The sequence below is a fragment of the Arthrobacter sp. USHLN218 genome, assembly GCF_037144715.1.
Classification (GTDB): domain Bacteria; phylum Actinomycetota; class Actinomycetes; order Actinomycetales; family Micrococcaceae; genus Crystallibacter.
In genome coordinates, this window is sequence record NZ_JBBCYT010000003.1 from 162,136 (window position 1) to 176,226 (window position 14,091).

Here is a 14,091-nt window from a genome sequence, read left to right on the forward strand (position 1 = left end):
AGCCAAGGACGAGCCTTTTTCATCCCGGCGGAAGTTCTACTTCGCTCTGTCCGTGATTGGGGGAGCATGCGTCCTTATTTATGTCCTCTACATATTCTTGACCTATCCGTCTTTATGACTGAGTAGATGCCGAAATTCCACTGAGGCTCAGCTCGTGATGCGCGGGTCGTTCGGGTGTTTGCCTCGCCCGTGTGATTCTTGAGCAGATCTGAGAGTTTGCAGGGTGGTCTGGTTCACTGCTCGGGCGAGTCATATTGGAGGCCTGTGTAGGGATGAAGCAGAATCGTGTCTTGGGTTCCGATGCGGTGATCGCATTCGGGCCTGTCGTCGTCGGGGGACAAGGACAGTCGTCGGAGGACAAGGACAGTACGGATGAGTACTCGGGGAAATGCTGTTGCGCGCGTTGCTGTGGTCAGCAGTCAAACATTGTTTGCGGAACTGCTCTGCCAGGAGCTGACCCTTCGAGAGGACCTGGCTTCGGCAGGGTTCGCCGGGACAATCAACGAGGCGGCGCTGCTTTGTGCCCGTGTCGGACCGGACGTTGTCGTCGTGGATTGCGTTCTGCCGGACGGTGACGGATTCGACGCAGCCGAGCGGATCCTCGCATCAGCTCCGTTGGCAAGAATCATTCTGCTGACCACTGGCCCTGCCCAGGAAATCCTGTCCCGCGCGACCGAAACCGGGGTCAGCGGCGTGCTGCCCATGAACGCTTCATTGGAAGGCCTGATGGAGGCAATCCGAGATGCCCGGCCGGGAGCGATGACAGTTCACCCGTCACTGCTGGTACCCGCCGTTGTGGCCGGAGCCGCAGCGAAAGCACCTGCGCTCACCCGAAGGGAGATGCAGGTTCTGGTTCTCCTTGCCGAAGGCTGTGATGTCCGCACTACGGCAAGGAACCTCAACATCACCTTGAATACCTGCCGGGGCTACGTGAAATCGATACTGAGCAAGCTGGACTCACGCACGCAGCTGCAGGCAGTAGCATCGGCGAGGAAACTGCAGCTGCTGGCTTAAGGCTGTGCGGCAAACCGCGGGCGGGCAAGTAAGCGAAGACGCCAACGCACCTGCTCACGCTGTTGCATGCTCGGTATGACTGCCGGCCTGGCTGTCGTATGCGTCGTTATCGGCGGCGGCTGACGAAGTCTTTGGAGGGGGAAGTTCCTGCGGATTCGTATGGGCCTGCCGCTAGGGTTCCGGTGACTCGGGAAAGGGGCAGGATGATGTTGGAAACAGCGGCCGGAATCGGTGCTGCTCTGGTAGGCGGGTTCTATCTTGCCTTTGGTATGACGGTCATGCCGGCGCTGCGCCGCAGGCCAGCTGGTGAAGCTGAAGCCGCGATGGTGGCCGTCAATGAGCAGGCCGTCAGGGCGCCGTTCATGGTGCTGTTCTCCGGTACGGCGCTGGCCTGTGCCGGGAGGTTGGTGCAGCAGTTTTTCCTGCCCCGGGCGGCTCGGCGGCCCCTGAGCCTCGGGCCATTTCCATCTCGTATGCGCTCAAGGATGCCGCCCCTGAGGAGCCCGGCGCATGAACCAGTTCGGCACCCCTAGAACCTGGGCCTGCCCGATTGTCCGGAATCCGAAGCGGTCGTAGAACCGGACGTTGGCAGGCTTGTCTGTCTCGAGATAGCTCGCCTGCTGCGTCTCATCGAGCCGGCGGCAGTGTTCCTTCAGGAGGACCGTCCCGATTCCGCTGCCCTGCAAGTGCGCATCCACTGCGACGGGTCCGAGGTGCACGTGGGACTCCGTAGGATCGTACGCGGCCCACGTGTTGGTCCACGCCCGTACCCGGAGAGCGGCCCTCGGACCCAAAAGCGTGAGCTGGGGCAGCATCCGGAGCAGCTGCCGAGGGGTTGGCTGGCATGTCTCCGCCGGGGATACGCCTGCCACCGCGACCAACCTGCCGTCCCGAGTCGCGCCAAGCAGCTGCATCTCCGGTTTCGCCGTCAACAGCGCGCGGATCAGGCGGGCGTGGCAATGCAGTCGCTGCTCCGGGTCGGTGCCATAAGCGGCGAGGTGGATGGGATTGTCCCTCATGCCGCGGGCGATGACTTCGACCGCGGCGGGCAGTTCGGCCCGCCGCAGCTCCCGCACCTCGATCCCTGTGCCACCCCTCGGGACGGAACCATCGTGGCCCCCTTTGTCCATGATCGTCTCCCTCGTCCTGGGCGGTTTCAGCGGCCGGGCTGGATCAGCCCGGTTTCATAGGCGATGACCACCAGCTGTGACCGGTCGCGCGCCCCGACTTTGGTCAGTAACCGGGAGACGTAGGTGCGTGCGGTGGCCGGCGAGAGGAACAGCGCCTCGGCGATCTCGTCATTCGACAGTCCCCATCCGACATGCTGAAGTATTTCCCGCTCCCGCTCGCTCAGGGACCGCAGCGGGGCGTCGTCGAGCACGATGTCCGGCCGTGCTGCGATGCTGGCCAGCACGGTGCGGGTCACTGACGGCGACAGCAGGGACTCCCCGGCGGCTGCAACGCGGATCGCCTGCCGGAGGTCGGCGGGGGAGACGTCCTTGAGGAGGTAGCCCGCGGCGCCTGCGCGGATCGCTTCGAAGACGTGCTCGTCCTCGTCGAAGGTGGTCAGCACCAGGACCCTGACCTCCCGGAGCCCGGGGTCGGCCACGATCTCGCGGGTGGCTTCCAACCCGTCCATCTCCGGCATGCGGATGTCCATGAGCACCACGTCGGGACGCAGCTCGCGCACACGGCGGAGTCCGGCCCGGCCGGTGGCGGCCTCCCCGACGACGGCGATATCCCCTTCGCGCTCGGCGAGGGCCTTCAGCCCCGTGCGCACCAGTTCCTGGTCGTCGACGACGACGACGGTGATCATGGCACCAGCCTCCCTGGCAGCGTCGCGCGGACCTCGAAGCCGCCGCCGGCACGGTTGCCGGCGGTGAAGGTGCCGCCGAGCAGGCCTACACGTTCAGCCATCCCCTGGATGCCGCGGCCACCGCCCTTGGTGCTCGGATCGCGGCCGGGCGCCCCATGTCCGTCGTCGGTGATCCGCAAGTCCAGCGTCCCGTTCCGCAAGCGCGCGACCACCGTGGCGCGCCCGGCCGCTGAGTGGCGGAGGACGTTGGTCAGGGACTCCTGGACGATCCGGTAGGCGGCCGCGTCGACGGCGGCATCGAGCTTGCGGGGGTCAGCGTGCATTTCCAGCGTCACGTTCATCCCGGCCTCCTCGGCCCGGGCGGCGAGCCGGGGAAGCCCGGCCAGTCCGATGCTGCTCGGCTCCACCGATTGTGAGCCGGGTGTGCGCAGCAGCTTCACGGTGGCGCGCAGTTCGCGAAGGGTCGCAGAGGTTGCGGCCCGGATCTGTTCGACTGCGCGGGCCGCGGCCGCCTCGTCGTGCCCGATGGCCTCGGCGGCGACGTTGCTGTGCACGGCGATCACGGACAGCGTATGGCCGATGGTGTCGTGCAGGTCCCGCGCGATACCAACCCGCTCGGCCTGCCGCCGGCGGTCGGCTTCGCGGCGCTCCTCGGCGGCGATAAGCAAGCGCACCTGCTCCTGATGAGCGCGTGCCTCCCGGCGCGAGCGCACGCTCACCCCCAGCGCGATGGCCGCGGCAACCAGGGCGATATCGGTCAGCAGGTCGTAGCTGAACAGGTAGGCTGCGGGCACCCCCTCCTCGACCCGGGCATAGGCGGCCACCGACACCAGCACGGCGCCGGTGGCGATCGCCGCACGGGTCCGGTCTGCCTCGGCTGCCGAGTACAAGGCGGCCACGGCAGGCAGGGCGATGCCGATCGGCGGTAGCTGGACCGCGTAGTAGACGAAGATGCCCAGCACGGTCAGCACCAGCACGAGCCGGGGCCTGTGCCGCCGGGCCAGCATCAGAGCACCGAAACCGGCCGCGAAGAAGTACGACAGTGGGCCGGCGCGGCCAGTGTCCTCAATATCGGCGGTGGCCACAACGGCCACAACAATGCTCATCCCGGCGGCGAGCAATCCGTCGACCAGCCGGGGATCGACGTCGTTAGCGCGCCGGGAGGCTTCGGGAACCACGGTGGCGGGCATGGTTCCAGCGTAGCCGGACAGGCCGGATCCCACCCTCCGCCTCGGGCGACACATCACGTCGCCGCAAGGCGATTGGACCGCCGTCAGACGCCGACTGCACAGACGCCTCCCGGCAGATGTCCGGCCCGGGAATGGACTCGTAGCGTCAAAGTCATGGAGAACCCATCACCGGAAATAGACCACTCAAGGAAGGAGCGCCCCGTGCACATCCTGAGCCGCCAGACCATCCCCGTCCTGACAGCCTACCTGTGGGTCATGATGACCCTGTTCGGCGCCATCATCCTCGAGACGTTCATGGTCTACCCCAACGTCTTCCACAATCCGCCGCAGTCCCTAGAGCTGGCCATGGACTTTCTGTCCGTGAGCGGCCCCTCCGACTTCTTCCCGCCGTTGGGCTTTGCCTCCTGGGTCCTGGGCGCCGCCTCGCTGCTGCTCAGCTGGCGCATTCCGGCGGTCCGATGGTGGCTCCTGCTCAGCCTGGGGATGATCGTTGCCGAGGGCGTGGTCTCGATGCTGTACTTCTGGCCGCGCAACGACATCATGTTCGTCGAAGGACCGGCCGTCCACTCTGAGGAGCACCTCCGGCAGGTCGCCCACGAGTTCGTGACCTGGCACGCGCGCTCCCGGACGGGCTTCAACACGATCGCCGCGGTCGCCGCCTTCATCGCCTTCCTGAAGGCCTACCGCCACCATCTCATCCACCGCGCGGCCATGCACAAGTCTCTACGGGCTGCGATGTTGCCTGGCGACCCCGCTGCTCCCCGCCGGCGCGATGGATAGGGGAGTCAATTTGCACCAGGCGGCCACGGCTTTGAACGGACTTGGGAACCGACGGGCAGCTTTGCTCATTGGGGATCCCAGCGACGGCGCTGGAGACAGATGCATGAACGGTTGCCTGCGCAAATGGCTTTATGCTGACGACTTGGGAGGTTTGGCTTCGGGCCGTTTTGCATGTCGAGCAGTCCCGCGTCATTTCTCGCTCGAGTTCCGTCAGAAGTGACACGCATGGGCCGACGCACGGCGGCGGCTTTCAACTGGTGCGACTGGTTGGGCAATCCTGGCTGCTGTCCGGCGTCGACGGGGCAGAAAGCCGGCGAGCACGGCGGTGGTCAGCGCTGCGCGGGCCGCGATACAGAAGATGCGTCCAAAGGCCGTGAAGGAGGGGTATTCGGCTCCACCGAGGGTCAAAGTGGTTGAGGCCAGAAGCACGGCGACGGCGGCGCTGCCGGCGGTGACGGCGATGGGAACCGATTCCGATGATGAGGGTGGCGATGGCCGCGTATGCGATTGCAGCCGGTTCCAATCACGGCCGCGCCGAGCGTGATCATCCAGAGTTCATCGGCTAGGAACAGACGGCAACGTAGTCCGCGGCGGAGATGAGTGACCGCGACGTCGAGGCACCCGTCGCCATGATCCCCGGGGGGGGGGGGGGGGCGGTCAGGCCGTCGGCGTACTATGCCGTCAGAACACCGCCCTGCTCCCGCGAGTGGGTCACGTTTACCCCGAGAACTTTCCTTTGGGGCCAGGCAGCTCCATGCCCTCAGTGATCCCGAACGAGCTTCATCGACACGAGTTCGGTGAATCCGGCGCGCCGGGCAAAGCGTACCTTGCGGCGGTGGTACACGGTAAAGCCGAGCTTGGTGTACAGGCCGAGAGCGGGGACATTGCTGTCCTTGATGTCTTCGAGCACGTACTCTCGATACCCCGGTAGCGCCAGCAAGTGGCGCAGCAGGGCGGTCCCGATGCCGCGGCCTTGGTGGGCCGGTTCAGTGGAGACGAAACCGATCTCGGCGCGCCCGGGCCGGGCTCCGTCCGAGGTGGTCATGAACCATTTGCGGATGACAACGTAGGCGAGCAGCCCGCGCGCCGGTCCAAGGTGGCGCCGGATCTCCCGCCACTGTGGTGCGAACAGCGTCTGGTCGCCCTCGGTGAGCGAGGCAAGGCCTGCTGGTTCCCCATCCACGAGCGCGACGTGGAACCGCTCGAGCAGCAGCATATGTTCGAACGCGGCGGCCAGCCTGCCCGTGTCGCGTGAGAACGCGACAAAGTCGTCTGCGAAGCTGCGCACGTAGACCTCAGTGATGCGGCGCCGGTATGCCTCGCCGAGCTCGTCTCCCCGCTTGACCATAACCATGCTTTCGACCATCCTTCCAGGCCTCGGCAGCCGTTTTCGCAGGCAGGGGAGCGCGGGCCAGCAACGCCTCGTGCCCGACCCGCGCGTCCGGGTCCGCTTCGGGCCGCCGTCGGCTGTAGCGTCAGGACCGTTATTGTTGCGGCGGGGAAGGCCGCGATGATCCTCTTCAAGTTGCCCCCACCAACGGGCACCGCTCGGGTGCGATCACAAGGCTCGAGAGTACCGAATCCCGGCAAATTGCGCAGCAACGATCTACCAGCCGATGCCTGCCCCGCCTCCCGTGGATCCATTGCCTCCCGCGAAGCGCCGGGCGTAGAGTCGAACCCGCCCCGGCACCCCACCGCGACCCCGGACATGAGAGCGCATTGAACCGTTCCCGTGACGATATTGAAAAGAGTGACCCCCGTGGCCAAGACCAGCCAGCAGCCTGTGAGGGACCAGGCGAGCGACCACCTGCTGACCCCGCAGAACTGCCTCCTGACGCTCATCGATTTACAGAAGACGCAGTACGCCACCATTACCTCCACGAATCGTCAGCGGATCAACCTTAACGTGGAGGCAGTCGCGCGCATCGCCGATGCCTACGACATCCCGGTCGTGCTCTCCACTGTCGGCGTTGATATGGGCGTGAACCCGGGAACAGCGCCCGACCTCAAAGCAGTCCTTGGCGACATCCCGGAGATCGACCGCACCGGTGTCAATGCCTGGGAGGACAAGGACTACCGCTCCGCCATCGAGGCAACCGGCCGCAGGAAGGTCGTCGTTGCCGGACTCTGGACCGAGGCTTGCCTGGCCGAGCCCACGCTGGACATGCTCGAGGAAGGCTACGAGGTGTACCCGCTGGTCGACGGCATCGGCGGCATCAGCACCACAACATCCCACGAGGCCGCCCTGCGGCGCGTGGAAGCCGCCGGCGCCCGGCCCATCACCGCCATCGCCTTCGCATCGGAGATCATGCGGGACTGGGCCCGCCCCGTCTCCGACAAGCTGCGCGAACTGTTCGGCTGGTACTTCCCGAAGAAGGCCGAACTGGACAAGGCCGAAGGAATTATCTGACCCGAGGCCCCGCGGCCGTTCCCTGCCCACCGTCCGCGTTGGCGGGAACGAGAACCTCGAGGGCGCCGATGTCGTCATCGTCTCCGCCGGAGCCAGCGAGAAGAACGGGGCGCGGCCATCAACCGCAACAATCCTTAGGCCCCGTGGTTTCATTCCCCGCGTGGAACCTAACAGCCTTCCAGAGTCTGTTAGCTGGTATGTGGTGGCTCCAGTTGCCCCTGACCGCCGGCGCGCGGATCAGCCCTTCGCGTCGCGGACGTCCGCGGCCTGCTCGGCGAACGCCTTGAAGTCCTGCATGTGCTGTTGCGACTGCTTGCGGAAGGCACCGCGCATGAAAGGCGCGGCCAGTCGCATGGGCAAGCCATTGAACCGGTATTCGTTCTCGCTCGCCCAGAGCGTCGTCTCCGGACCGGCATCGGTCAGTCGGTCGCGCACAGCGCTCCACATGCCCGGGGAGGCGATTTCGCGGTCGAAGTGAACGACGCTCTCTCTCGGGATGCCGTGCAGGTTCTCCGGTTCGCGGCGCGTGATGGTCTCGGTGCACTCCACCGTCTGCTGCCCCATCTGCAGCACGACGCGCGACTTCGTACCGACCTGCCCGTGCATCCCGTTCAGCGGCTTATGCAGCACCAGGCCCCGCAGCCACTTCGGCAAGTGTGCGGGGTCGGCGAGCAGCTGGACCACCCTCTCCCGCGGCAGGGCGATCTCGATCGAGACGGTGTACTTCATGGCGGGATGCTCCCATCTTCCCAATGAAAGGATGCACGCTAGCGATCTCGCCCATACTAGCCCAGCCTTAAACCGACAGGTCTTAGGGAGCGCCGCAGTTCCGTCGTAGATGCCGTTATCGCTCGGGGCCGTGGCCGGCCGGCATATTCCTGTGTCGTCCGGAACACCGGCCAGGGCGGCCTTCTTATCAGCTTGCTCGGGCTACGAAAAAGGTAATCGGACAGCCGGCTCCATTGGGCCCCCTGATTCCCGAGTGAATGAAAAATCTTTAACCAAAGCCAATCCGGACCCGGCAGGGTTCCGAAGTACTCGTGTCCGATGCACGAAACCGAAGTGAAATCTGGAGCGAAACCAATGCGTAATTTCTGGACCAAGTCGCTGGCCGTCACTACCGTTACCGGTGCCATGCTGGCCGGAGGCGCCGGCATGGCGAGCGCCGAGGATGGGGTCGAAAACCGGTGGGATGAGACCACTACCAACGTCACCGGAAACGGCATCGACGATGCCGGGAACATCTGGCTGGGGGACTTCCTCAACGACCTGACCGATATCGGCCATGTCGCCAGCGGGAACAACATCCTCAACGGCAACGACACGACTATCACTGACAATCTGAACGGCAACACGGCAGATGCCGACGTCAACCCGGATGTGGACGCCGACGTCGACACCTCGACCGACAGCACCAGGGACGGCGGAGAAGGCAACGAGGGCCTGCTCGGCGAACTGTTCTAAACATCCGAACGCCGCCGGTTGTGGCGCCCTTCCCGACCAGGGAGGGCGCCACACCCTTGTCGAAGCCGGGCCGACGAGGAGCAGCGGGGAGGGGCCGCCTTTTTGCGCGTGGGCGGAAGATGGCAGGACCATCATTTTCACCGTTGCCGCGAGGTCCGGGGCATCCGGCCGGGCGATCCTCCGCGCCAATCTGGAGAACTCGTCGCCTATGCCGCCGGTGGCGCGGTTTTCCATGTCATTAGGATCGATGTAAGAGGAGGTCAGCGGCTTCTTCGTCCGTGAGCGCGAGCTCACGCGGGGCGTCGATGGGGCGGCAAAGCCGTCTTCGGGTGCACAAGCATTGACACATTTCTGAAAGCTTTGTGGGTGACCTTGCTTGCGCATGCCCCGGGGGAGCATATTCTTGATTCATCGCCCGGGCATGAGGGCTTGGGCCTGGATCGAAGGATGAGCACCATGACTTCTGCCGTGCGCTCCTGCGCCGCCACTTCCTGCTCCTTCAACAACAATCATGACTGCAACGCGCTGGCCATCACGATCGCCGGTGCCGAGTCCCAGGCCTCCTGTGGCACCTTCGTGCAGCTGGATGCCCGCCGGCCTGTTACTGCCGATGCTGGCCGCGTGGGTGCGTGTCACCGTCTTGAATGCTCCTACAACAGCGACCTGATGTGCACCGCGGAAGGCATCGAGGTCACCGACACCGCCACCTGCGCCACTTACACGGTCGCCTGACCCTCCGCTGCACACCGGGCGCGCCTTGAATCGGCGCAGCCGGCTGCCTGCCGTGGGCCTGTGCTCAGGGCCGTGGAGCAGTGGTGCGGCGGGTGGGCAGAGAGTCGAGGAGATGGCGCCAGGCGGTGACGTCGTCCTGCGCTGATGGGACATGGACATGGGGCGGCGAGGGGAGCGGTACTTGAACCACCCAGCCCTGGTCTCCGGTGAAGCGTGCCAGAGTTACGCAGTGCCGGTCCACGTCCACACAGTGCGCCGGATCGGCGGTGACGCCTGTGTCCTCCGGCAGGTCGAGCCGTTCCGTCCAGCCGGGGAGTGCGTCGTCCAGCACGGCATCGGCGACGTCCGCCAGGGTCCCGGCGGCGGTGGACATGACGGCGTCATTCAGGGCGTCAGTGGGCGCGGCCGCCGTGGCGGCGTCGGCCAGGATGGCAGCGCCGTAGGCGGTGACGCCGGAGCAGTCGTGCAGCAGGATCCGTTCGGTGGTGACCACGCCCACTCGCACGCGCGGTCCGACGTCGTTGACGAGGTCAGCCAGCTGCCCGTGAAGGCCCAGCGCGCCCACCTCCTCCGTATCCCGGCACCAGCGCAGCGTGCCCAACATGTGCAGTGACGCCAGACGTAGGGCGAGCCTATGGTCGGCGGAGTCCTTGACGATATCCGCGCGTACCTCGATGTCATCGGCCGTGTGGAACCCGCCGAGCGAATGGAAGAGGTTGGGGATATCCGCGACCACCAACTGCCCGGAGCGGGAGACGCCGTGAACCGCGGAGGAGAGCGTTTCGCCGGCCCGGTACGCCGTGAGTTCGATGGCGCCCTCGCCCGCCAGGATGCGGCGCGTTACCGACCCGGCGTGGGCGGCTCGCAGATTGGCGACCAACGACGCAGGTGCCGGAGAAGTGTGCGGGGTCGAACTCATGGGTAATCCTTCCGGGACGGTCGCAGTCCAGTAAGGCACACCTAACCCGAGTTAAGCAAAGGATATGTACGCTTATTACGTCCTGTAGTGCTTGCGTAGGGTGACATACGCGCCGTTATCGACGTTTCGATTAGCTAAGGACAGAGTTTTTCCAGCGGTGGTCTGGTCGGGGGAGCGGTTGGACTTCACCGCCCTCCAGCAGCGCATCGTCGGACGATCCGCCATGCTCAAACCCGCGGCCGCGAAACAGTTCGGCACTCAGCTCCGGCCGTCGGTCGGGGAGCACCCATGGCCCGAACGGATCAAATCCACCACCCTCGACAGGTTCAACCCCGGGCAGGAAGAAACTGTGCTCACCCTCATCGAGCCGGTCGTTGTGGAGGTTTCGGCTGACACGGCGTGGTCCGGGCAGTCGTTTCGCCATGCACTTCGGTTTATCAGGGCGCGCCCGGAGCTCGAACCGGCAGACAGCCGGCCCCCGGGTAATACCAATCGGGAGAGTAGCTGTGCTCAGGCATCTCCCGGAGAACGTGTCGGTCTTGTACACGCAGGAATTTTCGGATTTTGCCCCTCCGGCACAGGGGTACTCTGCCGTGCATACGCCGGAAGGAAGCGGAGGGAGGGGGCTTGCCGTGTCGAAACAAGGTGCAGCGGACCGGGAAGGGCGGTGCAGGCCGGGTCCGGGAAGCCGCGGCTGGACCGCCGTCGGATCCTGGAAGCAGGTGTGGATTTCGTGGAGGAGTTCGGTGTCGGACGGCTCACGATGCGAAGGCTGGGGAGCGAGCTCGGTTTCGAGGCAAAGTCGCTCTACCGCGGCATCAAGCGGGACAGGCCGCCCTGCCTGACCCTAGATGGACCGGTTTCTTCGTCCCGTGCCGAGCGCGGCGCCAACGGAACCGACGCCAAGTCCGAGGCCCGCCCACCACCAGTCGCCGGTGAGAATTCAGAGGGCCGCACCTGCCAGCGTTCCAATGCCCAACGATGTGAACAGCGCCAAGTACCCGAAAGCACGCGCGGCCCGATCAGCGGTCATCGTTCCACACCACCGATGCGCCCAACAGCGCAACACAAGTACGGGATGCATGCGCCGCGATCGTGCCACGGCAACGACATCGCCCCGGGCACGGGGCAATCCCGGGGCGACGCTCTTCCCCTCCGTCGGGAGGGACCGGCGGCGCTGCCTCAGATGGTGCAGCCGCCAACGGGAACGGTAACGGGTCTGACCTGGAAAAACGCCGGATACCGGGTGCCGGAACCGGTCGTCCCATGCTTTGTCAGCGTTAAACTGGCTGGAGTACTGGAGTAGCAGTAGACGGTGCGCGGGTACGGCGGCAATCAATGACCGCGCCGGCCTCGTGAATCCAAACCGGCAACCAGGACGTGTCCCATGTTTACTCTGCAGATAGAACACCAGGTGAGGGACTTCGGAACGTGGCGGAAGGCTTTCGACGCCGATCCCCTCAACCGGGCAGGATCCGGAGTCAGTTCCTACCGGATTTATCGTCCGATCGGCCGGAATGACTACGTGATGCTCGAGCTCGACTTCGAGACCCAAGAAGCGGCCGTGATGTTCCTGGCCAGGCTTAAGGAAGAAGTCTGGCCCGTGGACGCCACAGCCACGGCTCTGGTGGGCATCCCTGAAACCAGAATCGTGGAAACGGTGGCGAGTCAGACTGTGGTCTGGTGAGCATTCGACAGGCATATCGTCCGTATACCGGCACGGCCCGATGACGGACTCCGCCAACTCCTCTCCGAATCCACCACCCGGTCGATCAGAGTCGTTTATTGCACGCCTCGGCGCTTCTAGACGCCTCCACCTTCGTCCGACGGGGGATGAGCCATCGAAATCGCCCACATCATCTGCGATCGGCACCAGCGGGAATGGTCCGCCGGCGGTCCTCCACATGTTTCCGTGGCCGCAGCCAGCGCTTTTCCTCCGGTTGCCGGATCAGCTTGCGGACCCAGTCGCTGGCATCCGCGACGATCCGCTCCAGAGGGCCCCTGCCCATCGAGCTGCGCCAAACGAGGGCGAACAGTAGGAAGGAAAGGATCATGATGCACAGGGAGACCAGCGGCTGTTCGCTGTCGAGGACGTCGAGCCACAGGACGATGAGGTGCGCCGAATAGAGCGTGAGCGTCATAGCGCCCATCGCTGCCAGCGGTGAGAAAATCGTGCCGCCGGAACGCGTCAGTAGCAGCGCCACTCCGGTCACGGCCATTGCTGCCCCCAGATTGTGCACCACGTTCAGCGGGGTATTCGAATAGGGGCCGATGGCGGCCTGCCACCACCACGTGGTATCCGGCATCAGCGGCGCTCCCGGAGGACCGTAGGCCAGCAGGTCGTTGATTTGCGCGCTGGTCATCGTCGGCGTCGCCTCCACCAGGCGCTGGAGGCCGCCGGCCTGGCCCAGCAGGAAGTAAGACAGGAACCATGTGCTTAGGGCCAGTCCGGCTCCCCAGGCCGCGATGGTGAGCGCGACCGTCTTTGACGTCAGGACCTGGCGGCCGATGACGATGCCGACGCAGATGTAGGCCATCCAGAGCAGCGTCGGGTAGTAGCCGGTCAGAAGAAGGTCTGCCAGGAACGGTACCGGGTGCTGGAACACTGTCGTCAAGGTGTAGTTCGCGGTTGGATCAGGCTGTGCCGGGAGATTATGGCCGACCAGGAACAGCAGGACGGGCCCAAGGGTCGCGAACAGCACCCCGGAGATCAGCAGCAGACCGTTCGAGCGGCCATAGAACGGGATGACCAGCAGGAACAGGAAGCCGAAGTAGGGAAGGATGATATCCACATCAGTGTCCAAATAGGCCAGCAGGAGGCCCGCCAGCATAATCAGCAGGCCGCGGGAAACGAGTGCGCCCCGGTCGGCCCACAGGTTCCGTCCGTACAGTTTCCCCCGCGACCGCCTCTCCACGAACGCGATGGAGACCCCGGCCAGCAGCGCGAAAAGGGCCGCCGCGCGACCGCCGAACACTTCAAACGCCCAGGTCTTGACATTGTTGGCGTCAGCTAGCGGATAGATGTGGACCGCCACCATGCCGATCAGGGCGACGGCCCGGGCAACGTCGATGCCGATGGCCCTTTTGGTCCGCGTCGGTTCGTTGAAACCCGGCACCAGCGGCGGTCGGACCAATGTTGGTGGCGGGTAGATGGACATTGCCTTGGGTATCCAAGCAGTCATGGCATTCCTCATTGACTTCGCGTAGGGCTGGACAGGCCGACAGCGCCTAGGGTCTTTGCCCCGGCTCGCGCACCCTCGTGTGCAACCAGTCACTTGATTCCGTAATGATGAGTTCGAGCGGACTCACTTCAAGCGCCCGTTTCGTTTTCCTGCGCTTTTTTTGCCCGCTGGATTGGGGCTGGTCGGGATGTGCGCAGTGGCCGCTGCGCGCCAACGATCATGGGGGACCTCGATAATGCTCTAGTTGCCGCTGTGACCTCCCCCTTGGGAGCCATTCTTTTAGCGCGGCGTGACGACTTCGTCACGGCTGCGTCATCGACCCAAGCATGCGTCTGTTATCTGTCTTAGTGAGAACCTTTCATGACAGCCGGCAGATCTTTTGACGACAGCCAAGGTTTTTCCAACCTCTGCCTGCTATGTCAGCGTCCGACCCCGGGCCGCAACCCACAGCGAGTACCACTCGTGCCGGCCATGCCAATTCGGGAGGACTGCGTCGTTATCGGGGTTGCAGCCGCCTAGTGCAGATAGGGTGCAGCGCCCGACGTGTCTGTGCAGGTCTCCCTCTGCTTCGGTCACTCGGCCCT

At 64.9% G+C, this 14,091-nt stretch carries 14 protein-coding genes; 6 read left to right on the forward strand and 8 right to left on the reverse strand.

The window, feature by feature from the left end; translation table 11 throughout:
• Nucleotides 1–372 precede the first annotated feature (372 nt).
• Nucleotides 373–1,014: a response regulator transcription factor gene (locus tag WFH44_RS08045; protein WP_336713141.1), complete on the forward strand. Its 642-nt coding sequence runs from the start codon at nt 373–375 to the stop codon at nt 1,012–1,014.
• Nucleotides 1,015–1,493: 479 nt separating this feature from the next.
• Here the strand turns inward: WFH44_RS08045 and WFH44_RS08050 are convergent, their stop codons facing one another.
• Genes WFH44_RS08050 through WFH44_RS08060 form a run of 3 tightly spaced genes read right to left on the reverse strand, consistent with a single transcriptional unit; the run spans nt 1,494 to nt 4,020 of the window.
• A complete protein-coding gene (locus WFH44_RS08050; RefSeq protein WP_336713142.1) occupies nt 1,494–2,144 on the reverse strand; it encodes a GNAT family N-acetyltransferase in 651 nt (216 codons plus the stop codon).
• Nucleotides 2,145–2,170: 26 nt separating this feature from the next.
• Nucleotides 2,171–2,830, reverse strand: coding sequence for a response regulator transcription factor (locus WFH44_RS08055; protein WP_336713145.1), 660 nt, complete (start codon nt 2,828–2,830; stop codon nt 2,171–2,173).
• Nucleotides 2,827–4,020: a sensor histidine kinase gene (locus tag WFH44_RS08060; RefSeq protein ID WP_336713146.1), complete on the reverse strand. Its 1,194-nt coding sequence runs from the start codon at nt 4,018–4,020 to the stop codon at nt 2,827–2,829. The genes WFH44_RS08055 and WFH44_RS08060 overlap by 4 nt, the downstream gene beginning before the upstream one ends.
• 201 nt (nt 4,021–4,221) lie before the next feature.
• Between WFH44_RS08060 and WFH44_RS08065 the strand changes: the two genes are divergently transcribed.
• The gene (locus WFH44_RS08065) at nt 4,222–4,800 is read left to right on the forward strand and encodes a hypothetical protein (RefSeq protein ID WP_336713147.1); all 579 of its coding nucleotides are present in this window, start codon (nt 4,222–4,224) and stop codon (nt 4,798–4,800) included.
• Between the two features lie 760 nt (nt 4,801–5,560).
• Here WFH44_RS08065 and WFH44_RS08070 read toward each other — a convergent pair.
• On the reverse strand, nt 5,561–6,154 hold the full coding sequence (locus WFH44_RS08070; protein WP_336713148.1) for a GNAT family N-acetyltransferase: 594 nt from the start codon (nt 6,152–6,154) through the stop codon (nt 5,561–5,563).
• A gap of 405 nt (nt 6,155–6,559) precedes the next feature.
• Here WFH44_RS08070 and WFH44_RS08075 point away from each other — a divergent pair, with 405 nt between their 5' ends.
• Complete coding sequence (locus WFH44_RS08075) at nt 6,560–7,210, forward strand: isochorismatase family protein (RefSeq protein ID WP_336713149.1); 651 nt, start codon at nt 6,560–6,562, stop codon at nt 7,208–7,210.
• 237 nt (nt 7,211–7,447) lie between these two features.
• Here WFH44_RS08075 and WFH44_RS08080 read toward each other — a convergent pair whose 3' ends face one another.
• Nucleotides 7,448–7,939 carry an SRPBCC family protein gene (locus tag WFH44_RS08080; protein WP_336713150.1) on the reverse strand — a complete coding sequence of 164 codons (492 nt, stop codon included), beginning with the start codon at nt 7,937–7,939 and terminating at the stop codon, nt 7,448–7,450.
• A gap of 354 nt (nt 7,940–8,293) precedes the next feature.
• Between WFH44_RS08080 and WFH44_RS08085 the strand changes: the two genes are divergently transcribed.
• Together WFH44_RS08085 and WFH44_RS08090 are read left to right on the forward strand one after the other, a co-directional pair.
• Nucleotides 8,294–8,674 carry a hypothetical protein gene (locus WFH44_RS08085; protein WP_336713152.1) on the forward strand — a complete coding sequence of 127 codons (381 nt, stop codon included), beginning with the start codon at nt 8,294–8,296 and terminating at the stop codon, nt 8,672–8,674.
• 456 nt (nt 8,675–9,130) lie between these two features.
• Nucleotides 9,131–9,406, forward strand: a complete 276-nt coding sequence (locus WFH44_RS08090; protein WP_336713154.1) for a DUF1540 domain-containing protein — start codon at nt 9,131–9,133, stop codon at nt 9,404–9,406.
• A gap of 64 nt (nt 9,407–9,470) precedes the next feature.
• On the opposite strand, the gene WFH44_RS08095 is transcribed toward WFH44_RS08090, so the two are convergent.
• Both WFH44_RS08095 and WFH44_RS08100 read right to left on the reverse strand, forming a co-directional pair.
• Nucleotides 9,471–10,325 carry a hypothetical protein gene (locus tag WFH44_RS08095; RefSeq protein WP_336713155.1) on the reverse strand — a complete coding sequence of 285 codons (855 nt, stop codon included), beginning with the start codon at nt 10,323–10,325 and terminating at the stop codon, nt 9,471–9,473.
• Nucleotides 10,326–10,455: 130 nt separating this feature from the next.
• On the reverse strand, nt 10,456–10,749 hold the full coding sequence (locus tag WFH44_RS08100) for a hypothetical protein (protein WP_336713156.1): 294 nt from the start codon (nt 10,747–10,749) through the stop codon (nt 10,456–10,458).
• Between the two features lie 963 nt (nt 10,750–11,712).
• On the opposite strand from WFH44_RS08100, the gene WFH44_RS08105 reads away from it, so the two are divergent.
• Entirely contained in the window at nt 11,713–12,012 is a 300-nt protein-coding gene (locus tag WFH44_RS08105) for a hypothetical protein (protein WP_336713158.1), read from the forward strand.
• Between the two features lie 169 nt (nt 12,013–12,181).
• On the opposite strand, the gene WFH44_RS08110 is transcribed toward WFH44_RS08105, so the two are convergent.
• Nucleotides 12,182–13,507, reverse strand: coding sequence for a heparan-alpha-glucosaminide N-acetyltransferase domain-containing protein (locus WFH44_RS08110; RefSeq protein ID WP_336713159.1), 1,326 nt, complete (start codon nt 13,505–13,507; stop codon nt 12,182–12,184).
• Nucleotides 13,508–14,091 lie beyond the last annotated feature (584 nt).